Below are 22,571 nucleotides of genomic sequence, written 5' to 3' on the forward strand. Positions count from 1 at the left end.
ACATCAGACAATTCGACTTAGGCGGCGCTACTACGGATCGGCTCGTCCATCGCCCGCCGGCTCCCGAAAAACCAAGCCTGTCAGCCGGCGCCGGGATCTACCCCAACTCCAGGGTCGTCACGCCAAATATTCGGCGCGAGTCGACCTTCGGAGGCGGGCCCTTGTACATGCGCGTGGTGGTGAAGGTCGGCCTGAAACCAATCGCTGCAAGCGCCTTGGTGAAATCGAAATTTTCGGCAGGAACGTCGATATGCAGGTCGCCACCTTCGCATGCGGCAGCCAGACTGCCCATGAGCTGCATCGCCGTCTCGGTGTCGTCGGCAAACAGCGGGCCGATCTTGTAACCCGAACGGCAGGGACGAGCCACGGCGTAGCCTATGGTGCCGAGTGAACTGATCGCGGCGAACCCGCAATGCGGCGGCTGCGCCCAGCGGTGCAGGAAGGCTCGTCGAGGCGCGGGGAAACAGCGGGCGTCATAGACGATGATGTCGGGCACGAGTTGCGTGGTTATCATGCGCACCCCTTCGCTTCGGACGGGCGGGGTCGCGATACGGCCGCTGAAGCGGATGGTTTCGTACGCCGAGCTGAATCCCGTGCGGCGATAATTCGCCAGCTGCGCGGCGACCCCGTCGAGGCCGACCGTTCGGCCGGCCAGCCTGGCCATGCCCGCATTCCAGACTGCTTTGCCATGGCCTTTGCCGCGCATGTCTGGTCGGCAGATGTAGAGACCGATGAAACCGAAGTTGCCGCCATAGGCGACAGCCGAGATGGCGGCGGTCATCTCGTTGTCGACAAAAGCGCCGATGAACCCTTCAGGATCGGTTGGCCGGAACGCGGCGGCATCGTCAAGGCCAGGATTCCAGCCTTCAGCCGCCGCCCAGTCGATGAGAACGGTCAGTTCCGGCGGAGACAATGCGCGGACGGTAGGCTTCATAGCGTTCACTCCGCGGCGACCACCCCCGGCGAGAAGGATTTCAGCACGCCGCGATAGGGCTTGGCCAGCGGACTGGCATAGGAGCCGCGCTTCGAGGTCGACAGGCCCAATGCGATCAGCGCCTCGGCCTGTTTGAGGGCGGCGCCGACGCCGTCGATGACGGGCAGGTCGAACTCTTGCTGCAACCGGTGTGCCAGGTCGGCCATGCCGGCGCAGCCGAGCACGATGGCCTCGGCGCGGTCTTCCGCTATGGCGCGGGCGATCTCGGCGCGCAGTTTCTCGACAGCGCCGGAAGCAGCGTCTTCAAGCGAGAGTACGGGAATGTCGGCGGCGCGCACGCGGGCACGCCCGGCCATGCCATAGCGCTGCACCAGCCCCTCGACAGGGACACGCGAGCGTTCGGTGGTCGTCACCACTGTGAATCGCTGGGCAATGTAGGAGGCGACACCGAGTGCGGCCTCGCAGATGCCGATGACCGGAATGGAGGCCATGGCGCGTGCCGCATCTAGGCCGGTATCGTCGAAGCAGGCGATGATGGCGGCCTGAGCCCCGGCACGTTCGCCGGCGGCGATCTCCATCAAAAGGCCGGGCACGGCCAATGCCTCGTCATAATAGCCCTCGATCGAGGCCGGGCCCATCGAGGAGGTGACCGCGATCACCTCGGTCCCGGCGCCGGCAACGCCGCGCGCCGCCGCCGCGATCGTCTCGGTCATGCTCGCCGTCGTGTTGGGGTTCACCACCAGTATCTGCACAATCAAACCCTGGCCCGCCTGCGGCCGACATAGAGGATGGCGCCCAGTGTGGCCAGGATCACCAGGAAGGAGAACACGGTGGTCACCGTGCCCAGCGCGTAGAGCACCGGCGTCGTGACATTGGTGGTCATGCCGTAGATCTCGAGCGGCAGCGTGTTGAAGGTGCCCGACGTCATCAGCGTGCGGGCGAACTCGTCATAGGACAGCGTGAAGCCGAACAGGCCGACGCCGATCAGGCTCGGCGCGATCATCGGCAGCACGACATGGGCGAAGGTCTGCCAGGAGTTGGCGCCCAGGTCACGCGCGGCTTCCTCATAGGCGGGCGAGAAGCGGTTGAAGACGGCGAACATGATGAGCACGCCGAAGGGCAAGGTCCAGGTTAGGTGCGCGCCGAAGGCCGATGTGTACCAGGCCGGGCGGAAGCCGACCTGCTGGAAGACGACGCCGATGCCGAGCGAAATGATGATCGAGGGTACGACGAGGCTGGCGACCGCCAGGTAGAACAAAGCGGTGGCGCCGCGAAATTTTTGCCGGAAAGCGAGCCCTGCCAGCAGCGACACGACGACGGTGACGATCATCACCATGAGGCCGAGCACGAGCGAGCGCTTAAGGCTGCCGCCGAAATCGCCGACCGCCTGGCGCTCGAACAGATTGGCGAACCAGTGCAGCGACACGCCATTGAGCGGGAAGGTGAGGCCGCCGGTCTCGCCTTGGAAAGAAAGGATCAGGATCGCCGATAGCGGGCCGTAGAGGAACAGCACGAACAGAGTGAAGAAGGCCGCAAGCACATAGAATTCGAGGGTGCGTTTTTCGTGGCTCACCTCAAAGCTCCTTGCGGATGTCGACGATGCGCAGGATGCCGGCGACCATCAAGAGCACCAACACCAGCAACACCACGGCATTCGCGGCGGCTGCGGGATACTGCAGCAGCGACATCTGGTTCTTCATCATCAGTGCGACCGACGCGCTCTGGCCGCCCGACATCACCTGCACGGTGGAGAAATCGGCCATCACCAGCGTGACGACGAAGATGGTGCCGATCGCCATGCCGGGCTTGGCCAGCGGGATGACGACGTTCCACAAGACCTGCCAGCCGGACGCGCCGGCATCGCGCGCGGCCTCGACCAGCGAGCGGTCGATGCGCATCAGCGTGTTGAAGATCGGCGTTACCATGAACAGCGTGTAGAGATGCACCATGGCCAGCACCACGGCGAATTCCGAATAGAGCAGCCATTCGATGGGTTTTGGCACCAGCCCCAATTGCACCAGCGTCGAGTTGATCAACCCGTTGCGGCCAAGCACCGGGATCCACGAGATCATGCGGATGATGTTGGAGGTCAGGAACGGCACCGTGCAGACAAGGAACAGCACCATCTGCATGGCGCTGGTGCGGATATGGAAGGCGAGGAAATAGGCGACCCAGAAGCCGATGAACAAGGTCAGCGCCCAGACGATAGCAGCGAATTTGATGGTGTTGAGATAGGTCTTCCAGGTGACCCATGATCCCAGCACGTCGGAATAGTTCGTCGTCAGGAAATCCGGATACATGGCGGCGAAGTCATAATCCCAGAAGGAGACGACGACGATCATGATGATTGGCAAGAGCAGGAACGCACCGAGGATGAGCGCCAGCGGCGCCGATTGCAAATAGGGCGTGACGGCGCCAAGGGAGACGCGGCGGCGTCTGGCGGGCTTGGCTGCTGCGATGGCGGGGCGTTCGAGCGCGACTGTCATTGGGAAAATCCTCCGCGTGATCGCGATGACTTGCGATCCTTCGCGCCCCCCTCTGTCCTGCCGGACATCTCCCCAACGAGCGGGGAGATCGAACTCTCATAACGGCCTTCGCCAAACTCCAACGTTGCTAACGAAGAGCCGGCCATGACGCTGCCAATCTCCCCCCAAGTGGGGGAGATGTCCGGCAGGACAGAGGGGGGCGCGAAGGATCGCAACATCACAGTGAACGCGTCCGCTCTACGCCGCGATGAACTCGTTCCAGCGCTTCACCATGTAGCGGTCCTCGTCCATGACCGAGTTCCAGCAGGCGACTTTGCCCATACGCTCTTCGAACGAGCCGCCGTCGCGCACGGCGCCGGCCTTTTCCATGACGGTGCCGTCCGGCGCCTTGATCTCGCCCTTGGCCGGCTTGCCTTCGATCCAGTAGCCCCATTCGTCCTCGGACATGAACTTCTTGGCCGAGACCATATTGGCGGAATAGTAGCCCTGGCGGTTGAGATAGCCGCCGACCCAGCCCGACGTATACCAGTTGATGTATTCGTAGGCCGCGTCGAGCTCGGCGCCTTTGAGATGGGCGGCAAGTCCAAGGCCGCCGCCCCATGAGCGGTAACCTTCCTTGAGCGGCTGGAAGCGGCAGGCGATGCCTTTGGAGCGGACGGCGGCGACGGCCGGCGACCACATCGACTGGATGACCACTTCGCCCGATGCCATCAGGTTGACGCTCTCGTCGAACGACTTCCAGAAGGCGCGGAACTGGCCGGCCTGCTTGGCCTTGATGAGGAAGTCGATCGTCTTGTCGATTTCTTCCTTGGTCATGTTGCCCTTGTCGGCATATTTGATGCTGCCTGTGGCCTCCATGATCATGGCCGCATCCATGATACCGATGGACGGGATGTTAAGGATCGCGGTCTTGCCCTTGAAGGCCGGGTCCATGATGTCGGCCCAGGTGGTGATGTCGCGGCCGACGAGGTCGGGCCGGATGCCTAGCGTATCGGCGTTGTAGATCGTCGGCACCATGGTGAACCAGTTGGTCGGCGCCTTGGCGAAGGTCTTTGAGTCCTGCGCTTCGACATAGCCGACCGTGTGCGGCGCGGTGCCTTGGGCAATGACGCTGTCGGGGGTCAGCTTGCCGGTTTTGAACAATGGCACCAGCTCGTCGTAATATTTCAGCTTGCTGACATCCATCGGCTGCAGCACGCCGCTCGGGAACACCTTCTTGCAGATCCAGTATTCGATGTCGGCGATGTCATAGCTGTCGGGCTGGGTCACGGCGCGCTGGGCGGCCGCGTCGGAATCGGTCGCCGTCATTTCCAGCGTGATGCCGAGGTCGGCCTTGCACTTGTCGGCGATGGCGTTCAGGTTCGACACGCCGGTGCCGAACTGGCGCAGCGTGATGTTGGACTGCGCCCAGATGGTTGGGAAGCCGGTGATGACGCCCGAGCCGGCGGCGAGGCCGACGGCGGCGGCACCCGTCTTGAGCAACGAACGGCGCGATATGCCAGTCTTTGTTTTTATAGTGTTTGTCATGCCTATTCCCCTGTTTTGTTTTGCTTCGTTGAACTCATGAATGAAGGCGGCCGAGGACGATGGCGTCCTCGGAATCCCAGGCGAGCGGTACGGCGTGGCCAAGGGCGACGGGTTTGGCGAAGAAGTCGGAATCGTCGATGATAACGGTGAAATCGTCGATGCCGCCGCCGGTGACCGACAGCTTCACCGTGGCGCCGCGATATTCGATGTTGGAGACGATGCCGGTGAAGCCAAGGCCGGGCGAGGGCGCTTCGCCGATGCGCACATGGTCGGTGCGGATGGCAATGTCGATCGGCGTGCCCACCTCCTGGCCCGCCTCCCGGCCTTGCCCGCGGGCGGCGAGCGAGGCGCCACCATTGACGTCGAAGACGACCATGCCGTCGCGCGCGCCGGTGACCCGGCCGGAGATGACATTGTGGTCGCCCATGAAGCGCGCGACGAAGGCGGTGGCCGGCCTTTCGAACACATCTCGCGGCGGCGCCGCCTGTTCGATGCGGCCGTCATTCATCACCACGATCAGGTCCGCCAAGGCCATGGCTTCTTCCTGGCTGTGGGTGACGTGGACGAAAGTGATGCCAAGCGAGGTCTGCAATTTCTTCAGCTCGGCGCGCATGCGTATCTTCAGGAACGGGTCGAGTGCCGACAGCGGCTCGTCGAGCAGCAGCGCCTCGGGATCGGTGATCAGAGCGCGGGCGAGTGCAACACGCTGCTGCTGGCCGCCGGAAAGCTGCGCCGGCCGGCGCGTCGCATAGGCCTCCATCTGCATCAGCTTGAGCATGTCGAGCGCCTTGGCACGGCGCTGCTCCTTGTCGACGCCCTTCATCTTCAGGCTGAAGGCGACATTGTCGACAAGGTCGAGATGCGGAAACAGCGCATAGGACTGGAACATCATCGCCGTGCCACGCTTTGCCGGCGGCAAGTCGGTGACGACAATGTTGCCGAGGCGGACATCGCCCGACGAAATGCTTTCGTGGCCGGCGATCATGCGCAGCGTCGAGGTCTTGCCGCAGCCGGAGGGGCCAAGCAGGCAGCAATAGGTGCCTGCCGGTATCTTCAGGCTGATGGCCTCGACGGCAGTCGTCGTTCCGTACACTTTCGAAACGGAGACGATGTCGATCTCGGCGGCTTTGGACATTCAGGCTTCCCCCGTTTGGTCGCGTCAACCAATGCATTATGCGTGCCAATCGGCGAGATTCGGCCAAGCGTTTGAATCATCAGCAAAATCGGAATTCGTGCCCACTGCCTAGCCGGTGGGCTATCTTGTGCATTGCACAAATAATGGGCGATTGTGCGCGATCCGCGCAAGAATCGTATGCAATCTTTTTTGGCTTCGTGTCCACTTTGCCTCTCGTGTGCAGGCGACGAGTTGCGCTAGAAGAGGCTGGGAACCATCATCGCCATGAACATTGCCGATCAGATCCATTCCGCCGACAGCGCCAACCAGGATCGCGCCCAGGCGATTCGCGACAATCTGCGGGACGCCATCGTTGACCGTCGGCTGACGCCCGGCACCAAGCTGTCGGAAGGCGAGGTCGGCACGCTGTTCGACGTCTCGCGCACGGTCGCGCGCGCGGCGCTGCAGATGCTGTCCTTCGAGGGGCTGGTGCGTACCGAGCGCAACCGTGGCGCCTTCGTCGCCAACCCTTCGCCCGAGGAAGCGCGCCAGGTGTTCGCATCGCGCCGGCTGATCGAGCCGGGCATCGCCATTGCCGCCTGCGGGCGGGTCACAGCCACCGATATCGCTGCGTTCCGAGCGCAGCTCGACGAGGAAGGGCGCTTCATCGCCGAGCGCGGCCCAACCGCCCGGCGCTCCGAAATCAAGGCGTCGGGCGATTTCCATCTGCTGCTCGCCTCCGTCGCCGGCAATGCCATCCTGCAGCGCTTCATGGAGGAGCTGGTGGCGCGTTCGTCGCTGGTGATCGCCCTTTACGGACGATCCGGCGTGTCGGCCTGCGGACACAGTGAGCACACGGAAATGGTCGGCGCGCTGGAAAGCGGCGATTGCGGGTTGGTGAGCCGGCTGATGCTGCACCATATCGACCACATCGAGGCGGATCTCGACCTGCGGGTCAGGGCCGGCCCTGCGCTCCGCGAAGCGCTGAATTTCTGATGGCTAGTTTTCGTCGTCCGCGGGAGCGGGCGCTGCCTGTCCGACGGCCTTGCGGCGCAGCATCTTGGTCAGCTTCCAGACCGTCGGGTTGTTCTTGATGAAGGTTTTCGCCCGTGCGCCCTGCCGCAGTGCCGACGCCAGGGCGCGTCCCTTCAGCGTCAGGGGCGCCAGCACCTCGAAATGCCTGGTCTCGATATCGCACCAGAGCCGCTTGTAGGGCTCGTCGCCGACCGAGAAATCATAGACATCGAAGCCTGTTTGGCAGGCTTCCTCGATGATGTCGAAGAAAAGGAAATCGCCGGGGCTGGTGTGGCCGAGATCGTCCTCGGCGATGGCGCCGAATTCGCAGATCAGGCGTTTGCCCGAGCGGCTCGAGCCGGTGATTGCGCGCAGCTTGCCGGCCACTTCGAGCCCATGCAGCACAAAGGCCGGTTTCTCCTCGGCCAGCGCGCCGGCGAAGAGGGCACGGAAGAAAGCCCGCACCTCCGGCTCGCCGAAGACATTGGCGATGCCCATCTTGGCGAAACGGAACTCCTTCATCTCGAAGAAAGCGTCGAGCAGCCGGTTCACGTCTTCGGGTGTCTGCGCCTCGATGCGGCGATGAACGCCGACCGCCTCGAATTTGCGTGTCTGCGAACGGTGCTTCTTGCGCTTGCGCTTGCCGCCCACACGCGACAGCAGCACATCGAAACCACCGTCGAGATTGACGGCGAGCGACAGGTTTGGGCTCGGAAAGTTGGAGAACGCCGCCAGCGGATTGGCAACGCCATCGAGGTCGGGGAGCAGCCTTTCCAAGGCAACGAGATCGATGTCGGGGCGCGCCTTGCCGATCGCCGTCACCAGCCTGCGGATCCCCCCGGCATCGGCCTTTGCCAGCCATGCCGGATCGGCGGCGGCGAAATTGCCGTTGGCATGGCGCCCGCCCATGAAGCGGGCGACGCGGAATGGACCAGTTCGCGTGATTTCCAGTGCCAGTGCAAAGACCGGCCTGTCCTCGATTGTCAGCGTGGCGACGACCGCATCGGGATTGGCCTGCGCCGTCCAGGCATGAACCCAGGCCGCGCTTTGCGCCGGCGCAAACAGCGCCGAACGGCAGAATTCGCCGTAAGAGGCGAGCGCGGCAGCATCTGCGATCGACACCGACAGACTGGTCTGGTCGGCAGCCGGCGCACGCGCAGACGCCTTGCTTGCGGCGAGCCGATTGCCGTCAAATGACGCGGTGGCGTCAACCATACCTCAATCCTTAAGGCGTATTCGTCGCGATCAGGAGTTCGCGTCGGCGCGTTCCGTGCTTGGATCGAGCCTAGGCGCAAAAGGTGAATGAATGATCGACGGTGGTGAGGCAGTTCGGAAACTGGCGCTTAATATCGCCCGCTTTACCGGCCTTGCACCGCTGGCCAAGCCGTTCGTCGGCGGCATTGGCGCAATCCTCATGTTGCATCGGGTCACCGCCACGCCGGAGAAGCCGGACGGCGTCAACCGCCACCTCAACATCGCCCCGCGATTCCTCGACGCTCTCGTCGCCGACATGAAGGCGAGGGGCTATGCCTTCGTCACCCTCGACGAGGCGATCGAGCGCATCAAGGCCGGCGGCAAGGACGGCCAGTTCGCCACCATCACCGCCGACGACGCCTATCGCGACAACATGACCGAAGCGCTGCCAGTGCTGGAAAAGCACGACGCGCCGATCACCATCTATGTCGCGCCGGGTCTGATCGACGGCAGCGCCGATTTATGGTGGGACGTGGTCGAGGATATCGTCAACGCGCGGGAGCGTTTGACGCTGGCGACGCCGAAGGGGCCGGTGACCATCGACTGCTCGACCCACGGCAAGAAACTCCACGCCAATGCGCGTCTGCATGCCTATCTGACGCTCGAGGTGCGCGAGGAGGATCAGCGCGCTGTGCTGCGCGATCTGGCGCGCTCGAACGGCATCGACCTCGATGGCTTGCGCCCAAGCACGCTAATGACTTGGGACGATATCCGCGCCGTGGCCGGGCACAGGCTGGTGACGATCGGCGCGCATACGGTCAACCACCGCAATCTGAAGCGGCTCGACGAAGCCGATGCGCGCCATGAAATCGTCGACGTCAGGCGCCAGCTGCAGGCGCAGCTCGGCGAAGACCCCCGTCATCTCGCTTACCCCTATGGTTACGCCAGCGCTGTCGGCTGCCGCGAAGTGGGCTTTGCCTGCGACGCCGGCTACGCCTCGGCGGTGACCACTCGCCACGGCGTGCTGCACGCCGAACATGCCGGCTTCCTGCACGCGCTGCCGCGCATTTCGATCAACGGCCGCTACCAGAGTGTCGCCCATATCCGCACCATGTTGTCGGGCGTGACGACGCCGCTGGCCAATGCCGGCAAAATGGTCGTCACCATCTGACCTGGGTCGGGCGCTTCAGCCTTTCGGCGGCGGCTCCAGGATCAGCCATTTGATGATGCCCATCGCAGGCAGCACCCAGAACAGGCCGCTGAACAGGAAGAACAGGAAATGCACCAGCGGGCTGGATTGCGACAGCTGCGCGACCGCTATGATCGACGCGACCAGCGCATAGATGATGACCAGCGCCACCAGTAGGAAGGTTCCGATCAGCTTTTTCAGGCGGATGGGCATGAGCGTTCTCGTTGATCGCCTCCGCTTAGGCCCAACCGGGGGCGCGTGCAACCCGTGACTTGCGGCGCGACGGCGTGCCGCGCCGTCCGGTCTTGTCAGCCGGGTTGCGATGGTTCACCAATCCGCCACGTCAACCTGCCGGGACCAACCCATGGCCGCCATATCAGCCGCCGCGCCTTACATTGACCGCGATCGCGATCTGCAAAACCGGGCTCTGCTGCGCGGCTGGCTTTATGTCGTGCTTCTGGTGCTGTTTGCGCTGGTGCTGGTCGGCGGCGCCACCAGGCTCACCAATTCCGGCCTGTCGATCACGCAGTGGAAGCCGATCCACGGCGTGATACCGCCGCTCAACGACGCCGAGTGGCAGGAGGAGTTCCAGCTCTACCAGAAGATTCCGCAATATGCCGAGCTCAACAAGGGCATGAGCCTGGACGCCTTCAAATCGATCTTCTGGTGGGAGTGGGCGCACCGTATCCTGGCGCGCAGTGTCGGCCTGGTCTTCGGCCTGCCGCTGCTGGTCTTGTGGGCGACGCGCCGCATCGAGCGCGGCCTTGGGCCAAAGCTGGTCGGTATTCTGCTGCTTGGTGGCCTTCAAGGCGCCATCGGCTGGTGGATGGTGGCCTCCGGCCTGATCGACCGGATCTCCGTCAGCCAGTACCGCCTGGCCACGCATTTGACGCTTGCCGCCCTGATCTTCACCGCCACCATGGTGGTCGCGCGCGGGCTGGCGCCGCATTCGGAGCCTGCCGCCGACCGGCCGACACAAAGGCTGGCCGGCTTCATCGTGCTGCTGGTGCTGGTCCAGATCTATCTCGGCGGCCTGGTCGCAGGGCTCGACGCCGGCCTGAGCTACAACACCTGGCCGCTGATGGACGGCAAGGTGATCCCGTCAGATTTGCTTCTGCTCGAGCCGGCCTGGCGCAACTTGTTCGAGAACCCGAAGACGGTGCAGTTCGTCCACCGACTGGGCGCCTACACGGTCTTTGCCGTCGCGCTCTGGCACATGATCGCGACACGCCGGCGTTTACCAGGCACGACACACGCACGCCGCGCGACGCTGCTGTTTCTGCTGGTGCTGGTCCAGGCCTCGATCGGCATCGGCACGCTGCTGATGCAGGTGCCGCTGCACATGGCGCTGACCCATCAGGCCTTCGCGCTTGTCCTGCTGGGATTTGCCGCCGCCCACTGGCGCGGCAACAAGGGCGCCTATCCACTGCCAACGCGGCCGCCCATGAACGCAGGTACATCGTCTACGGTGTCTTGGCCGTCGCAATAATCTATTTCGCGAACGAACTGCCTCGCTACGTCTAACGCGCGAGGCTGCGCCGGTCAGAAGCTGAGCCGCACCTTTCGGATCACTCCCGCAACCGACAGCTCGCGGTTCTCGTCGACCGCATTCTCGTCCTCATGATGCCATGCGGCCGACAGGCAGCCATAGGCGATGGCATGGTCGAGAGTGGCAGCCGGCGTCTGGCCGAGTGTCCTGGCGAAGATCTCGGCCATATGCGCGATGCGCTCGGGATCGAGGCAGAGGTCGTCGCGCCCCAGTGGGTTGTAGAACAGATTGGCGGCGTCGAAGCCGGGATCGCCGAGCACGCCCTTCGGGTCGATCGCCAGCCAGCCGCGCGCACCGTGCAAAATGTTGTCGTGATGCAGGTCGCCATGCAGCGGCTTGACCGCATGCGGGGCATCGAGCAGCCGGTCCGCGATTTCGGCGGCCTCGATATAGAGGCTGTGCTCTCCGGCGTCGCGATCGGCTCCGGCCTTTTTGAACAGGCTGGCAAACCGTGTCCGCAGCGGCTGCAGGTCCGGCGGGTCAGGGTGTCTTGTGGGCGAGAACAGTCTCCCCATCAACTCGGCCGCGATTGCGGTCGCGGGGTTGTCGCCTTCTTTGGCCAGAACGTCGGAAAGCAGGGTGTCGCCGGCATATTCGAGCAGCATGCGGTGGCCGTCCCGGCCAAGCAGCCGCACCGCGCCTTCGCCGCGCCGCCATGCGAGATAGTGCTCGCCGCGCAACTCGTCCTCGACATCGTCGAATGGTTTGAGCGCCTTGACGATGGCCGGCGAGCCGTCCTCACGCCGCACCTTCCAGATGCGGCTCGAAAACGTCTCCGCAATGAGCTCGGGCGCGCTGATCTTCCAGCGCTTTGGAAATGCAGGCGCGTCCATTCAGAGCGTGATGCCGAAAAGTGTTAAGCGGTTTTCGGGCAACATGCTCTCTCCAACTGAATTAAAGGCCGAGCATCAGATCCATGTTCTGAACGGCAGCACCCGAGGCGCCCTTTCCGAGATTGTCATAGACCGCAATCAGCAGCGCCTGCGCCCTGTCGTCATTGGCAAAGACATAGACCTTCATCCGATTGGTGCCGTTATAGACCTCGGGATTGATCTCGGGCAGGCGCTCCACGTGCTCGTAAGGAGCTACCTCGACCACGCCGCCCTTGATGGCGGCAAAATGGTCGGCGATTGCCGCGTGCAGTTCGGCGCCGGCCGGCACATGGTCAAGCCCGCCGAGCTGCAGCGGCACCACCGTGATCATGCCTTGGGCGAAATTGCCGACCGCCGGCTGCATGATCGGATCGTGCGACAGCTTCGCATAGGTGCGCAGCTCCGGCACATGCTTGTGCTGCAGGGTCAGCCCATAGACCTGGAATTCAGAGGCATCCTCGCCCTTGGCGACATAGTCCTCGATCATCGGCCGGCCGCCGCCCGAATAGCCCGAAATGCCATTGACGGTGATCGGGAAATCCGCCGGCAGCAGACCGGCGGCGACCAGCGGCCGCAGTGTCGCGATCGGTCCTTGCGGCCAGCAGCCGGGATTGGCGACGCGTTTTGCATTGGCGATGATCTTGGCCTGGCCCTTTTCCATCTCGGCAAAGCCATATTCCCAGCCCTCGGCGACGCGATGCGCCGTGGAGGCGTCGATCACCTTGGTGGTGTCGTTGGCAATCAGCGATACGCTTTCCTTGGCAGCCGCATCCGGCAGGCACAGGATGGCGACATCGGCTGCATTGAGGAACTCGGCGCGCGCCGCCGTTTCCTTGCGGCGCTCGGCCGGGATCGAGATGATCTCGAGGTCGCCGCGCTCGGCCAGCAGCGCCCGGATCTGCAGGCCGGTGGTGCCGTGTTCGCCATCGATGAAGATTTTCGGTTTCATGTGCCCGTCAATTCCCTGCTAATTCAGGCCTATATGCCCTGGCCATGGTTTGCCGCGCCATGGTTGCCGCTGTTCAGCTCTTCCGCCCGCGCTTTTCGCTCGGCCACCAGGCCGAGATAGTGCATGGCCACCATCGAGCCGGCGATCGCCGTTATATCGGCGTGATCATAGGCCGGCGCAACCTCGACGACGTCGGCGCCGACAATATCGACCTGGCCGAGCTGGCGCAGCGTCGACAGGATTTTCGCCGAGGACGGTCCGCCGGCAACCGGCGTGCCGGTGCCGGGCGCAAAGGCCGGGTCGAGGCAGTCGATGTCGAAGGTGAGATAGGTCTTCCTGCCGCCGGTGCGGTCGACGATCGCATAGGCGATGTCGGAAGCCCGCATCTCCTCGATCTCGTGACCGTAAAGGATCTTGATGCCGAACGTATCGGGGGCATGCGTGCGGATGCCGATCTGGATCGAGCGGTCGGGGTCGATGATGCCTTCATTGACGGCGCGGCCGACGAACGAACCATGGTCGATGCGCTTGCCATCGTCAGGCCAGGTGTCCTGGTGCGCATCGAACTGCACCAGCGCCAGCGGCCCGTGGATGGCGGCATGTGCCTTGAGCAGCGGCCAGGTGACGAAATGGTCGCCGCCGAGCGACAACAGGAAGGCGCCCGATTTCAGGATTTTCGCCGCCTCGCGCTCGATCGTGCCTGGCGTCTTCTGGTGATTGCCCGAATCGAGCAGGCAATCGCCATAGTCGATGACGGCGAGATGCTCGAACAGGTCGCGCGAGAACGGATATTGCGGGTCGTTGTCGAGGATCGCCGAGGCGCGGCGGATCGCCTGCGGCCCAAAGCGCGCGCCCGGCCGGTTGGTGACGGCGGCATCGAACGGAATGCCCCACACGACGGCGTCCGCGCCCTTTGCATCCTTGGTGTATTTGCGCCGCATGAACGACAGCGCGCCGGCATAGGTCGGCTCGAAGGAAGGCCCCGTCTTGGAGCGGGCGGTGAAGGCGTTGTCGATGGTCTGGTTCGCCATTACGGGTCCTTCTTTGTTCATCGGGCTGCCACAACTACAGAACCGGCACGCAAGATGCCAGTCACAGCTTGGCGAAACGCCATAGCGTTCTAGAGGGGCGACACAGGATTTGTATCGCCAAGGCGCAAGGCCCGGCGACTCCTCTCCGGCGGCCGCGGCGATGAACTGGCGGTGCGGGCCGGCATGCCGGCCGAGACACGGTTTCTGGGCCGAACGCGGCGCCACCATCATCCAGACCGAAGAACCGAAGGCTGCGATTGGCTGGCTGGGGGCCGATGGGTTTCGGGCGCCTTATGTGGATGAGGGAAGCCGGCCGAGCCGCGAATACGGCGAGTATCAATTAGAAATCGTACGGCGGCGCCATCACCCCACCCGGCGCTGCGCGCCGACCTCCCCATCGAGGGGAGGTAGGGCGTTGGCGCTTTAGATCCGACAGTCGTAGCGATTGCGAGGCATGCAAGGCTGCCGCGACCTCCTACCTCCCCTCGATGGGGAGGTAGCGCCGAAGGCGCGGGTGGGGTGACAGCGCCGCCCGCAAAATCTTCACGCCGCTTTCGCCACCCCATTCAATTCCCTCAGCACATCAGCCGACAGCTCCAGTTCCGCCGCCGCCAGGTTCTCTCTCAAATGCCCGACCGACGACGTCCCCGGGATCAGCAGGATGTTCGGCGAGCGGCGCAGCAGCCAGGCGAGCGCAACCTGCAAGGGTGTGGCGCCGAGCCGCGTGGCCACATCCGACAAGGTCGACGACTGCAGCGGGCTGAAGCCGCCGAGCGGGAAGAACGGCGTGTAGGCGATGCCGGCGCGCGCCAGTTCATCGATCAACGCGTCGTCGTCGCGATGCGCCAGATTGTACTGGTTCTGCACGCAGACGATCTCGGCGATCCCACGGCCTTCCTCGACCTGCGCAGGGGTGACGTTGCTCAGGCCGATATGGCGCACCAGGCCCTTCCGCTGCAGTTCGGCAAGCGCCGTCAACTGCGTCTCGATCGAGCCCTCGGCGGGACCCATCACCCCGAACATGATGCGCAGATTGACGACATCCAGCACCTCAAGGCCGAGATTCCTGAGATTGTCGTGCACGGCCTGCTCTAGTTCCTTGGCGGAATAGGCAGGCAGCCAGGAGCCGTCGCTGCCGCGCCGCGCCCCGATCTTGGTGACGATGACGAGGTCTTGCGGATAGGGCGCCAGCGCTTCGCGGATCAGCTGGTTGGTGACATGCGGGCCATAATAGTCGCTGGTGTCGATGTGGTTGACCCCGGACGCCACCGCTTCGCGCAGCACAGCAATGGCCGCGTCCCGATCTTTCGGCGGACCGAAAACGTGCGGGCCGGCAAGTTGCATGGCGCCGTAGCCGAGCCGTTTCACGGTGTGGCTGCCGAGGGTGAATGTGCCGGATTTTTGGATGGTGGACATGGTCGATCTCCTTTGAGGAGGCGAAGATAGACGCTGCTCAACCTTGGGATAATAAGGTACAATCCGTACAGCTTGTGCGGAATGGCGAACAATGATGGATCTTCGCGATCTGAATGCTTTCGTGACGGTGGCGCGTGCCGGCGGTTTTCGCGAAGGGGCTCGCGCCGGCGGCGGCAGCGCGTCGGGCCTGAGCGAAGCGGTGCGCCGCCTGGAGACGCAGCTCGGCGTCAGGCTGTTCAACCGCACCACACGCAGCGTTGTTCCAACCGACGCAGGCCTCAGCCTCTTGGGAAGGCTTGGCCCGGCGCTGTCGGAGGTGGAGGCGGCCCTCGACGTGGTCAATGGCTTTCGCGACAGGCCGGCCGGTTCGCTGCGCCTCAACGTCCCGGTCAGCGCCGCGCGGCTGATATTGCCCGACATCGTTCCGGGCTTCCTCGCCGCCTATCCCGGCATTCGGCTGGAGGTCATCGCCGATGAGAACTTCGTCGACGTGTTGGCGGCCGGCTGCGACGCCGGCATCCGCTATGACGAGCGACTGGAGCAGGACATGATCGCGGTGCCGATCGGACCGCGCGTCCAGCGCTTCGCCACTGGCGCCAGCCCCGCCTATCTCGAGCGCCATGGGCGGCCGCAGCACCCGAGCGACCTGCTTGGCCATGCTTGTCTGCGCGGTCGTTTTGCCAGCGGTGCGATACTGCCGTGGGAATTCGAGCGCGACGGCGAGGTGGTGCGGGTCGACACGACGGGGCCGTTGATCGTGCGGATCGGCGGGGCGAGCGATCTTGCCGTCCATGCGGCCATTGCCGGCAGCGGCATCGTCGCTCTCTTCGAGGGCTGGCTTCGCCCTCACTTCGAAAGCGGCGCCCTGGACCCCGTGCTCGAACCGTGGTGGCAGAGTTTTCCCGGACCATTTCTGTACTATCCCGGACGGCGTCTGGTTCCAGCGCCGCTACGGGCGTTTATCGATTACATCAAGGCCGGCAAGTTCTGAGACTTGAACCGAGGCCGGCGCCATCACCCCACCCGGCGCTTCGCGCCGAGTGGGGTGACTGCCGAGACCCAAAAGAAAAGGCCGCCCGGAGGCGGCCTTTCGATGTCTGGAACGTCGCAGCGCTTAGCGCTTCGAGAACTGGAAGGAACGACGGGCCTTCGCCTTGCCGTACTTCTTGCGCTCGACGACGCGGCTGTCGCGGGTCAGGAAGCCGCCCTTCTTGAGCACGGCGCGCAGTGCCGGCTCGTAGTAGGTCAGCGCCTTGGAAATGCCGTGACGAACGGCACCGGCTTGGCCGGAGAGGCCGCCGCCGATGACGGTGGCGACGATGTCGTACTGGCCGGCGCGGTTGGAAGCGATGATCGGCTGGTTGAGGATCATCTGCAGGACCGGACGCGCGAAATAGGTCGCGAATTCCTTGTCGTTGACGACGATCTTGCCCGAACCCGGCTTCACCCAGACGCGGGCGATGGCGTTCTTGCGCTTGCCGGTGGCATAGGCGCGGCCCGACTTGTCGAGCTTCTGGACATGGACGGGTGCTGCCGGCTGGGTGTTGGTGTTGCCGGTGGCGGCGCCCAATTCTGCGAGCGAGGAAAGCTCAGCCATCTTATGCAACCTTCTTGTTCTTGGCGTTCAGCGCGCCGACGTCGAGGGTGACGGGCTGCTGGGCGACATGCGGATGTTCCGTGCCTGCATAGACGCGGAGGTTCTTCATCTGGCGACGGCCGAGCGGCCCGCGCGGGATCATGCGTTCGACGGCCTTCTCGACGACACGCTCGGGGAAACGGCCCTCGAGCAGCTGGCGCGCGGTGCGCTCCTTGATGCCGCCGGGGTGACCGGTGTGCCAGTAATAGACCTTGTCGGTGAACTTCTTGCCGGTGAACACCACCTTGTCGGCATTGATGACGATGACGTTATCGCCGTCGTCGACATGCGGGGTGAAGGTGGGCTTGTGCTTGCCGCGAAGATGATTGGCGATGACAGTGGCGAGACGGCCGACGACGAGACCCTCGGCGTCGATCAGCACCCACTTCTTCACCACATCCGCAGGCTTCTGCGAAAAGGTTGCCATGGATTTCTGCTTTCGATTTTGACCTTCCGAAGAAGGCGTTTCTTGTTGCTTGGATTGGCGACAAGGCACTTGCCCGCCGCCAATAACAAAACGGCGGCCTTTGCGGGCCGCTGCTTCGTGACGGCTTATAGGCGAGGGGAGTGGGCACGTCAAGGCGCAGGAAACGCACGTCTGCTCGCAAAGTGTAATAAAAACAAAGGTTTGACCAAAAGGTATTATTTTACCACATCGGCGGCGCGCTTCGGCGGGATCGAATAGGTGCCGGTCGCATGCGCTACCGTGTGTTCCCTCGGTCCGCCGACGATGTCGATATCGAACACCATCAGGCTCTTGCCCAGCTTCAGGATGCGGCAATGGCCGTCGATCGGGCCGGCCTCGGCCTTGCGGACGAAATTGATGTTGAGGTTGACGGTAACCGAAAGCGCATCCGGCCCGGCATGGCTGAGCACGCAGACATAGCCGCCAATGTCGGCCAGCGTGAACAGCGAGGGCCCGGACACCGTGCCGCCGGGCCGCAAATGCCGCTCGTCGGCATTGAGCCGCACCGTGCAGCCGCCCGGAAACACATCGAGCGCCTCATACGACGTGAACTCGTCGTTGAGCTGCGGGTAGACGCTGGCCATCAGCGCATTGACTTCAGCCGCCGTCAGCACCGGCTTGAGATTATCCTGGGCGGGCATGTCGGTCTCTCGTTCTATGCCGGGCCTGTATGAACGCAATGATGCGCTTCTGGCAACACCTCTGGCGCAAGCGATGGGTGTTGATGAAACTCGATCCGATATTAGATAGTCTGGCGGCGCCCGGCGGAATCGCGGAGACCCCTGTCATGGCCGAAATCCTTTCGATCAAACCTGTTGCCATAGACGGGCCGGTCATCGCCGGGCTGGACAAGGGCGTGCTGCGCCTGACGCTCGCCAATCCGCCCGCCAATGCCTTGTCGCTTTCCGTCATGGCGGCATTGAGCGCCGAGCTCGACCGTGCCAAGGCCAACAAATCGGTCCGCGTCATCGTCTTGGCGGCCGCCGGGAAAGTCTTCTGCGCCGGTCACGATCTCAAGGAAATGACCGCGCGCCGCGCCGACGCCGACAAGGGCAAGGGGTTTTTCGAGCAGACATTTTCGGCTTGCGCGGCGTTGATGCAGCAGATCGTGCGCCATCCGCTCCCGATCATCGCCGAAGTCGATGGCCTAGCCACCGCTGCGGGGCTGCAACTGGTTGGCAGTTGCGACCTCGCCATTGCCTCGCATGAAGCGACCTTCTGCACGCCGGGCGTCAATATCGGCCTGTTTTGTTCGACGCCGATGGTGGCGCTGTCACGCAACGTGTCTCACAAGCACGCCATGGAAATGCTGCTCACCGGCGAGACCATCGACGCCGCAACCGCCAAGGAATTCGGCCTGGTCAACCGCGTCGTGCCGCGCGAATACCTGAATCAGATCGTCACCAAATACGCGCAAACCATTGCCTCCAAATCATCTCTGGTGGTCAAGACCGGCAAGGAAGCCTTTTACGCGCAGGCCGAGATGGGGTTGGCGGACGCGTATGCCTATACCGGCCGCGTCATGGTCGAGAACATGCTGGCCCGCGACGCCGAGGAAGGCATCGGTGCCTTCATCGGCAAGCGCAAACCGGAATGGACGGACGAATAGGTTTTCGATCCATGGAACCGCGCATCTCCATCATCACCATCGCCACCGACGATCTCGAGCGCGCCGTGCGCTTTTACGAAGGCATGGGCTTGAAGCGCCACGCCGGCATCACCGATGGCGTCGCCTTCTTCCAGATGGGCGGCGCCATTCTCGGCCTGTTCCCGAGGCCAAGCGCCGAGGAGGATTCAGGCATTGCCTTCGCCGCAGCACCGTCGGCGGTCTACCTCGCCTACAACACCCGCTCCGATGCCGAAGTCGACGACGTGCTGGCGGCCGCCGAGAAGGCCGGCGGCAGGATCGTCAAGCCGGCAAGCCGCGCCTTCTGGGGCGGCTGGTATGGATATTTCGCCGATGCCGACGGCCATGTCTGGGAAGTCGCACACAATCCGGCCTTTCCGATCACGGAAGACGGCTCGATCTCGCTGCCCGACTGACCCGGATGGCGTACCGCAAGCAACTGACGCGGCTGAAGGCGCCCTATCTCAAGCGCATCCTGATTGACCCCGAGCGCGTGGAAGATTGGGAAAAATATCCATGGAACCTGCCGCTGTTTCGCGGCCGTGAATCGAGCTCGAATTCACCACGCCGATCACCATCATTGTCGGTGAAAACGGCACCGGCAAATCGACACTGCTGGAAGCCATCGGCGCGCTGGCCGGTTACGACGAGGCCGGCGGCGGCAAGGGCTATCGTCCGGTCGATCATTCCATCGCCATCGACAAGAGCGGTGCGGCACTGGCGAATACATTCCGCGGCCACTGGCTGCCAAAAGTCACCGCCGGCTGGTTCTTTCGTGCCGAATCTTTTTACTCGGTCGCGCGCTATCTCGACCAGGCGGCACTCGAAGACCCGTTCGGACCGCCGCCGCCGGACTTCCTGTCCTGGTCGCATGGCGAAGGGTTCATTCGCTTTTTCGAGGAGCGCTGCCGCCGGCAAGGCATCTACATCCTCGACGAGCCCGAAAGCGCGCTGTCGCCGTCGCGGCAGATCGAATTGTTGAAGATGCTGCGGCGCATGGACCAGTCAGGCACGGCGCAAGTGATCATTCGCCGCTGCTGATGGCTTGTCCCGGCGCGCGGCTCTTCCGAATCAGCCGTTTCGGCCTCGATCCGACCGATTTCACCGATACCGATCATTTTCGCATGATGCGCGACTTCTGCACGGACCCGCAGTCCTTTATGGAGGAAGCACTGAGGGAGACCGACGAGTGAATCACGATAACTACGACAATGCCTATATCGGCGGCATCCTCAATTCTGTGAAGACCATCGCCATGGTCGGCGCGTCGGCCAACGATGTCAGGCCGAGCTTTTTCGTGCTGAAATATCTGCTGGCCAAGGGCTTTTCGGTGTTTCCGATCAATCCTGGGCAGGCCGGCAAGGAAATCCTCGGCCGCATGACCTATGCCAGCCTTGCCGATCTGCCGGAGCCGGTCGACATGGTCGACATCTTTCGCGCCTCTGCATCGGTGCCCGGCATTGTCGATGAGGTGCTGAAGCTCGACCCCTTGCCGAAGGTGATCTGGATGCAGCTTGGCGTGCGCGACGACGAGGCGGCCGCGCGCGCCGAGGCGGCCGGTATCAAGGTGGTGATGAACCGCTGCCCGAAGATCGAATATGGCAAGCTGTCGGGCGAGATCGGCTGGACCGGCGTCAACTCCGGTGTGCTTTCGTCGAAGAAGCCGCTGATGCGGTCGGGATTCCAGAGTTTCGGTGTGCGCCAGAAGTAAGGCAGTGAATGGTGAATGGTGAATAGAAGGATTTTCCTGGAAGCCGGGTAAAGCCGCATATGAGCGGCTTGCAATCAAGGTGGGACTGGCCGACTTTGCGACCACCATTCATCGCTCACCATTGACCATTTCATCATTCACACGTTTACCGCTCACGGAGGTTTTCGATGACCCGCACGCCCGGTTTCAACACGCTCGCCGTCCATGCCGGCGCCAAGCCCGACCCGGCGACGGGCGCACGCGCCACGCCGATCTACCAGACGACCTCCTTTGTGTTCGACGATGCCGACCATGCCGCCTCGCTGTTCGGGCTGAAGGCCTTCGGCAACATCTACACCCGCATCATGAACCCGACCCAGGCGGTGCTGGAAGAGCGGATCGCGGCGCTCGAAGGCGGCACGGCTGCACTTGCCGTTGCTTCCGGCCATGCCGCACAGGTGATCGTGTTCCACAATCTCATGCGGCCTGGCGATAATTTCGTCGCCGCGACAAGGCTTTACGGTGGTTCGATCAATCAGTTCGGCCATGCCTTCAAGAATTTCGGCTGGGAGGTGCGTTGGGCCGACACCAACGACATCTCCACTTTCGAAAGCCAGATCGATGGCAAGACCAAGGCGATCTTCATCGAGAGCCTGGCCAATCCCGGCGGCACCTTCGTCGACATCGAGAAGATCGGCGACATCGCCCGCAAGCACGGCTTGCCGCTCATCGTCGACAACACGCTGGCCTCGCCCTATCTGGTGCGGCCGATCGAGCATGGCGCCGACATCGTCGTCCATTCGCTGACCAAGTTCATCGGCGGCCACGGCAATTCGATCGGCGGCGCCATCGTCGATGGCGGCACGTTCGACTGGTCGAAATCCGGCAAATATCCGATGCTGTCGGAGCCGCGCCCCGAATATGGCGGCCTTGTCCTGCACGAAACCTTCGGCAATTTCGCCTTCGCCATCGCCGCGCGCGTGCTTGGCCTGCGTGACATCGGCCCGGCCATTTCGCCGTTCAATGCCTTCCTGATCCTGACCGGGCTGGAGACCTTGCCACTCAGGATGCAGCGCCATTGCGACAATGCGATCACCGTAGCCGGCTGGCTGTCCAACCACCCCAAGGTCGCCTGGGTCAACTATCCCGGCCTGCCCAGCGACAAGAACAACGCGCTGCAGAAGAAATACTCGCCGCAAGGCGCCGGTGCTGTCTTCACCTTCGGCCTGAAGGGCGGCTACGAGGCCGGCATCAAGTTCGTCGAGGCGCTCGAACTGTTCTCGCACCTCGCCAATGTCGGCGACACCAAGTCGCTGGTCATCCATCCGGCATCGACCACGCATCGCCAGCTTTCCGACGAGCAGAAGGTCAAGGCGGGTGCGGGACCGGACACGGTCCGGCTTTCCGTCGGCATCGAGGATGTCAACGACATCGTCGCCGACCTGGAACAGGCTTTGGCCAAGGTTTGATTTTTTTAGTGAGTAGTGAGTAGTAGTCGGTATTCACTAGTTAGCAGTGATTAGTGATTAGCCACCCGCTCGAGGGAGCGCTTTCCGCTCACTACTCACTACTCACTACTCACTACTCACTAATCACTAACCTGTTGGAGGCAAACCCTGTCCGCGCATTACCTGGCAATATCGACCGACAGCGTCGACGCCGAACATGGCGCCCCGGCGCCGGATCGTCTGATTGCGGGCGATCCGAAGTTCCGCACCTGGAATGTCGAGGAGCGCGATGGCCGCCTCTATGCCGGCATCTGGGAAGCGACGCCGGGCAAATGGCGCATCGAATATGACGAATGGGAGTTCTGCCACATCCTGTCCGGCGTCTCGGTGGTTGCCGAGGATGGCGGCGAGGCGCGCACGGTGCGCGCC

General features: G+C 63.4%; 24 protein-coding genes and 2 pseudogenes. 11 read left to right on the forward strand and 15 right to left on the reverse strand.

Annotation, left to right across the window (positions count from 1 at the left end):
* Positions 1 to 97: 97 nt before the first annotated feature.
* From NKH35_RS20600 to NKH35_RS20625, 6 genes are all read right to left on the reverse strand, one after another.
* Positions 98 to 934, reverse strand: a complete 837-nt coding sequence (locus NKH35_RS20600) for a GNAT family N-acetyltransferase (protein WP_023705048.1) — start codon at positions 932 to 934, stop codon at positions 98 to 100.
* Between the two features lie 5 nt (positions 935 to 939).
* On the reverse strand, positions 940 to 1,686 hold the full coding sequence (locus NKH35_RS20605) for an aspartate/glutamate racemase family protein (RefSeq protein ID WP_023700526.1): 747 nt from the start codon (positions 1,684 to 1,686) through the stop codon (positions 940 to 942).
* 2 nt (positions 1,687 to 1,688) lie between these two features.
* Entirely contained in the window at positions 1,689 to 2,507 is an 819-nt protein-coding gene (locus NKH35_RS20610) for an ABC transporter permease (RefSeq protein ID WP_352916124.1), read from the reverse strand.
* A 1-nt stretch (position 2,508) separates the two neighbouring features.
* On the reverse strand, positions 2,509 to 3,420 hold the full coding sequence (locus tag NKH35_RS20615; protein ID WP_352916127.1) for an ABC transporter permease: 912 nt from the start codon (positions 3,418 to 3,420) through the stop codon (positions 2,509 to 2,511).
* 237 nt (positions 3,421 to 3,657) lie between these two features.
* The gene (locus tag NKH35_RS20620) at positions 3,658 to 4,947 is read right to left on the reverse strand and encodes an ABC transporter substrate-binding protein (RefSeq protein ID WP_352650152.1); all 1,290 of its coding nucleotides are present in this window, start codon (positions 4,945 to 4,947) and stop codon (positions 3,658 to 3,660) included.
* A gap of 34 nt (positions 4,948 to 4,981) precedes the next feature.
* Positions 4,982 to 6,082 (reverse strand): ABC transporter ATP-binding protein, encoded by a 1,101-nt coding sequence (locus tag NKH35_RS20625; RefSeq protein ID WP_352916130.1) that lies wholly within the window; start codon positions 6,080 to 6,082, stop codon positions 4,982 to 4,984.
* Positions 6,083 to 6,346: 264 nt separating this feature from the next.
* Here NKH35_RS20625 and NKH35_RS20630 point away from each other — a divergent pair, with 264 nt between their 5' ends.
* A complete protein-coding gene (locus tag NKH35_RS20630) occupies positions 6,347 to 7,057 on the forward strand; it encodes a GntR family transcriptional regulator (RefSeq protein WP_023669398.1) in 711 nt (236 codons plus the stop codon).
* A gap of 3 nt (positions 7,058 to 7,060) precedes the next feature.
* Here the strand turns inward: NKH35_RS20630 and NKH35_RS20635 are convergent, their stop codons facing one another.
* Positions 7,061 to 8,290, reverse strand: a complete 1,230-nt coding sequence (locus NKH35_RS20635) for a GNAT family N-acetyltransferase (RefSeq protein WP_352916133.1) — start codon at positions 8,288 to 8,290, stop codon at positions 7,061 to 7,063.
* Between the two features lie 91 nt (positions 8,291 to 8,381).
* Between NKH35_RS20635 and NKH35_RS20640 the strand changes: the two genes are divergently transcribed.
* A complete protein-coding gene (locus tag NKH35_RS20640) occupies positions 8,382 to 9,440 on the forward strand; it encodes a polysaccharide deacetylase family protein (RefSeq protein WP_352916136.1) in 1,059 nt (352 codons plus the stop codon).
* Positions 9,441 to 9,455: 15 nt separating this feature from the next.
* Here NKH35_RS20640 and NKH35_RS20645 read toward each other — a convergent pair whose 3' ends face one another.
* Positions 9,456 to 9,671 (reverse strand): DUF2842 domain-containing protein, encoded by a 216-nt coding sequence (locus NKH35_RS20645; RefSeq protein WP_023669401.1) that lies wholly within the window; start codon positions 9,669 to 9,671, stop codon positions 9,456 to 9,458.
* 151 nt (positions 9,672 to 9,822) lie between these two features.
* Between NKH35_RS20645 and NKH35_RS20650 the strand changes: the two genes are divergently transcribed.
* On the forward strand, positions 9,823 to 10,947 hold the full coding sequence (locus NKH35_RS20650) for a COX15/CtaA family protein (RefSeq protein WP_023815642.1): 1,125 nt from the start codon (positions 9,823 to 9,825) through the stop codon (positions 10,945 to 10,947).
* A gap of 53 nt (positions 10,948 to 11,000) precedes the next feature.
* On the opposite strand, the gene NKH35_RS20655 is transcribed toward NKH35_RS20650, so the two are convergent.
* The 3 genes from NKH35_RS20655 to speB all read right to left on the reverse strand — a co-directional run bounded on the left by NKH35_RS20655 (position 11,001) and on the right by speB (position 13,859).
* On the reverse strand, positions 11,001 to 11,840 hold the full coding sequence (locus NKH35_RS20655) for an aminoglycoside phosphotransferase family protein (protein WP_023752923.1): 840 nt from the start codon (positions 11,838 to 11,840) through the stop codon (positions 11,001 to 11,003).
* 61 nt (positions 11,841 to 11,901) lie between these two features.
* Entirely contained in the window at positions 11,902 to 12,828 is a 927-nt protein-coding gene (gene argC, locus NKH35_RS20660) for an N-acetyl-gamma-glutamyl-phosphate reductase (RefSeq protein ID WP_023669404.1), read from the reverse strand.
* A gap of 29 nt (positions 12,829 to 12,857) precedes the next feature.
* A complete protein-coding gene (speB, locus tag NKH35_RS20665; protein WP_023669405.1) occupies positions 12,858 to 13,859 on the reverse strand; it encodes an agmatinase in 1,002 nt (333 codons plus the stop codon).
* 141 nt (positions 13,860 to 14,000) lie between these two features.
* Here speB and NKH35_RS20670 point away from each other — a divergent pair.
* A pseudogene (locus NKH35_RS20670) lies at positions 14,001 to 14,203 on the forward strand (glycerophosphodiester phosphodiesterase family protein); the annotation flags it as partial.
* A gap of 199 nt (positions 14,204 to 14,402) precedes the next feature.
* Here the strand turns inward: NKH35_RS20670 and NKH35_RS20675 are convergent.
* Positions 14,403 to 15,275, reverse strand: a complete 873-nt coding sequence (locus NKH35_RS20675) for an aldo/keto reductase family oxidoreductase (RefSeq protein ID WP_352511341.1) — start codon at positions 15,273 to 15,275, stop codon at positions 14,403 to 14,405.
* Positions 15,276 to 15,366: 91 nt separating this feature from the next.
* On the opposite strand from NKH35_RS20675, the gene NKH35_RS20680 reads away from it, so the two are divergent.
* Complete coding sequence (locus NKH35_RS20680) at positions 15,367 to 16,266, forward strand: LysR family transcriptional regulator (RefSeq protein ID WP_352916140.1); 900 nt, start codon at positions 15,367 to 15,369, stop codon at positions 16,264 to 16,266.
* A 123-nt stretch (positions 16,267 to 16,389) separates the two neighbouring features.
* Here the strand turns inward: NKH35_RS20680 and rpsI are convergent, their stop codons facing one another.
* The 3 genes from rpsI to NKH35_RS20695 all read right to left on the reverse strand — a co-directional run bounded on the left by rpsI (position 16,390) and on the right by NKH35_RS20695 (position 18,018).
* Complete coding sequence (gene rpsI / locus NKH35_RS20685) at positions 16,390 to 16,872, reverse strand: 30S ribosomal protein S9 (RefSeq protein WP_023669408.1); 483 nt, start codon at positions 16,870 to 16,872, stop codon at positions 16,390 to 16,392.
* A gap of 1 nt (position 16,873) precedes the next feature.
* On the reverse strand, positions 16,874 to 17,338 hold the full coding sequence (gene rplM, locus NKH35_RS20690) for a 50S ribosomal protein L13 (RefSeq protein ID WP_023669409.1): 465 nt from the start codon (positions 17,336 to 17,338) through the stop codon (positions 16,874 to 16,876).
* Between the two features lie 215 nt (positions 17,339 to 17,553).
* Positions 17,554 to 18,018 (reverse strand): PaaI family thioesterase, encoded by a 465-nt coding sequence (locus tag NKH35_RS20695; RefSeq protein WP_023669410.1) that lies wholly within the window; start codon positions 18,016 to 18,018, stop codon positions 17,554 to 17,556.
* Positions 18,019 to 18,164: 146 nt separating this feature from the next.
* Here NKH35_RS20695 and NKH35_RS20700 point away from each other — a divergent pair, with 146 nt between their 5' ends.
* The 6 genes and pseudogenes from NKH35_RS20700 to NKH35_RS20725 form a co-directional block, all read left to right on the forward strand.
* Complete coding sequence (locus NKH35_RS20700) at positions 18,165 to 18,986, forward strand: enoyl-CoA hydratase (protein WP_023669411.1); 822 nt, start codon at positions 18,165 to 18,167, stop codon at positions 18,984 to 18,986.
* 11 nt (positions 18,987 to 18,997) lie between these two features.
* Positions 18,998 to 19,420 (forward strand): VOC family protein, encoded by a 423-nt coding sequence (locus NKH35_RS20705; RefSeq protein WP_352802514.1) that lies wholly within the window; start codon positions 18,998 to 19,000, stop codon positions 19,418 to 19,420.
* 5 nt (positions 19,421 to 19,425) lie between these two features.
* Positions 19,426 to 20,197: pseudogene (locus tag NKH35_RS20710) on the forward strand (AAA family ATPase).
* Positions 20,194 to 20,715, forward strand: coding sequence for a CoA-binding protein (locus NKH35_RS20715; RefSeq protein ID WP_352916143.1), 522 nt, complete (start codon positions 20,194 to 20,196; stop codon positions 20,713 to 20,715). Before NKH35_RS20710 ends, NKH35_RS20715 begins: the two are co-directional and overlap by 4 nt.
* A 167-nt stretch (positions 20,716 to 20,882) precedes the next feature.
* Positions 20,883 to 22,163, forward strand: coding sequence for an O-acetylhomoserine aminocarboxypropyltransferase (locus NKH35_RS20720; RefSeq protein WP_023711524.1), 1,281 nt, complete (start codon positions 20,883 to 20,885; stop codon positions 22,161 to 22,163).
* Positions 22,164 to 22,310: 147 nt separating this feature from the next.
* On the forward strand, positions 22,311 to 22,571 hold a 261-nt coding region (locus NKH35_RS20725), incomplete at its 3' end, for a cupin domain-containing protein (protein ID WP_352916147.1).

This window comes from Mesorhizobium sp. M1143 (genome assembly GCF_040318435.1).
Classification (GTDB): Bacteria; Pseudomonadota; Alphaproteobacteria; order Rhizobiales; family Rhizobiaceae; genus Mesorhizobium.

Bases quoted from the DNA above. Each gene is read 5' to 3' on its own strand.
- NKH35_RS20600 (WP_023705048.1), bottom strand. From the start codon at position 934: ATGAAGCCTACCGTCCGCGCATTGTCTCCGCCGGAACTGACCGTTCTC.
- NKH35_RS20615 (WP_352916127.1), bottom strand. From the start codon at position 3,420: ATGACAGTCGCGCTCGAACGCCCCGCCATCGCAGCAGCCAAGCCCGCC.
- NKH35_RS20620 (WP_352650152.1), bottom strand. From the start codon at position 4,947: ATGACAAACACTATAAAAACAAAGACTGGCATATCGCGCCGTTCGTTG.
- NKH35_RS20625 (WP_352916130.1), bottom strand. From the start codon at position 6,082: ATGTCCAAAGCCGCCGAGATCGACATCGTCTCCGTTTCGAAAGTGTAC.
- NKH35_RS20630 (WP_023669398.1), top strand. From the start codon at position 6,347: ATGAACATTGCCGATCAGATCCATTCCGCCGACAGCGCCAACCAGGAT.
- NKH35_RS20635 (WP_352916133.1), bottom strand. From the start codon at position 8,290: ATGGTTGACGCCACCGCGTCATTTGACGGCAATCGGCTCGCCGCAAGC.
- NKH35_RS20640 (WP_352916136.1), top strand. From the start codon at position 8,382: ATGATCGACGGTGGTGAGGCAGTTCGGAAACTGGCGCTTAATATCGCC.
- NKH35_RS20645 (WP_023669401.1), bottom strand. From the start codon at position 9,671: ATGCCCATCCGCCTGAAAAAGCTGATCGGAACCTTCCTACTGGTGGCG.
- NKH35_RS20650 (WP_023815642.1), top strand. From the start codon at position 9,823: ATGGCCGCCATATCAGCCGCCGCGCCTTACATTGACCGCGATCGCGAT.
- NKH35_RS20655 (WP_023752923.1), bottom strand. From the start codon at position 11,840: ATGGACGCGCCTGCATTTCCAAAGCGCTGGAAGATCAGCGCGCCCGAG.
- argC (WP_023669404.1), bottom strand. From the start codon at position 12,828: ATGAAACCGAAAATCTTCATCGATGGCGAACACGGCACCACCGGCCTG.
- speB (WP_023669405.1), bottom strand. From the start codon at position 13,859: ATGGCGAACCAGACCATCGACAACGCCTTCACCGCCCGCTCCAAGACG.
- NKH35_RS20675 (WP_352511341.1), bottom strand. From the start codon at position 15,275: ATGTCCACCATCCAAAAATCCGGCACATTCACCCTCGGCAGCCACACC.
- NKH35_RS20680 (WP_352916140.1), top strand. From the start codon at position 15,367: ATGATGGATCTTCGCGATCTGAATGCTTTCGTGACGGTGGCGCGTGCC.
- rpsI (WP_023669408.1), bottom strand. From the start codon at position 16,872: ATGGCTGAGCTTTCCTCGCTCGCAGAATTGGGCGCCGCCACCGGCAAC.
- rplM (WP_023669409.1), bottom strand. From the start codon at position 17,338: ATGGCAACCTTTTCGCAGAAGCCTGCGGATGTGGTGAAGAAGTGGGTG.
- NKH35_RS20695 (WP_023669410.1), bottom strand. From the start codon at position 18,018: ATGCCCGCCCAGGATAATCTCAAGCCGGTGCTGACGGCGGCTGAAGTC.
- NKH35_RS20700 (WP_023669411.1), top strand. From the start codon at position 18,165: ATGGCCGAAATCCTTTCGATCAAACCTGTTGCCATAGACGGGCCGGTC.
- NKH35_RS20705 (WP_352802514.1), top strand. From the start codon at position 18,998: ATGGAACCGCGCATCTCCATCATCACCATCGCCACCGACGATCTCGAG.
- NKH35_RS20720 (WP_023711524.1), top strand. From the start codon at position 20,883: ATGACCCGCACGCCCGGTTTCAACACGCTCGCCGTCCATGCCGGCGCC.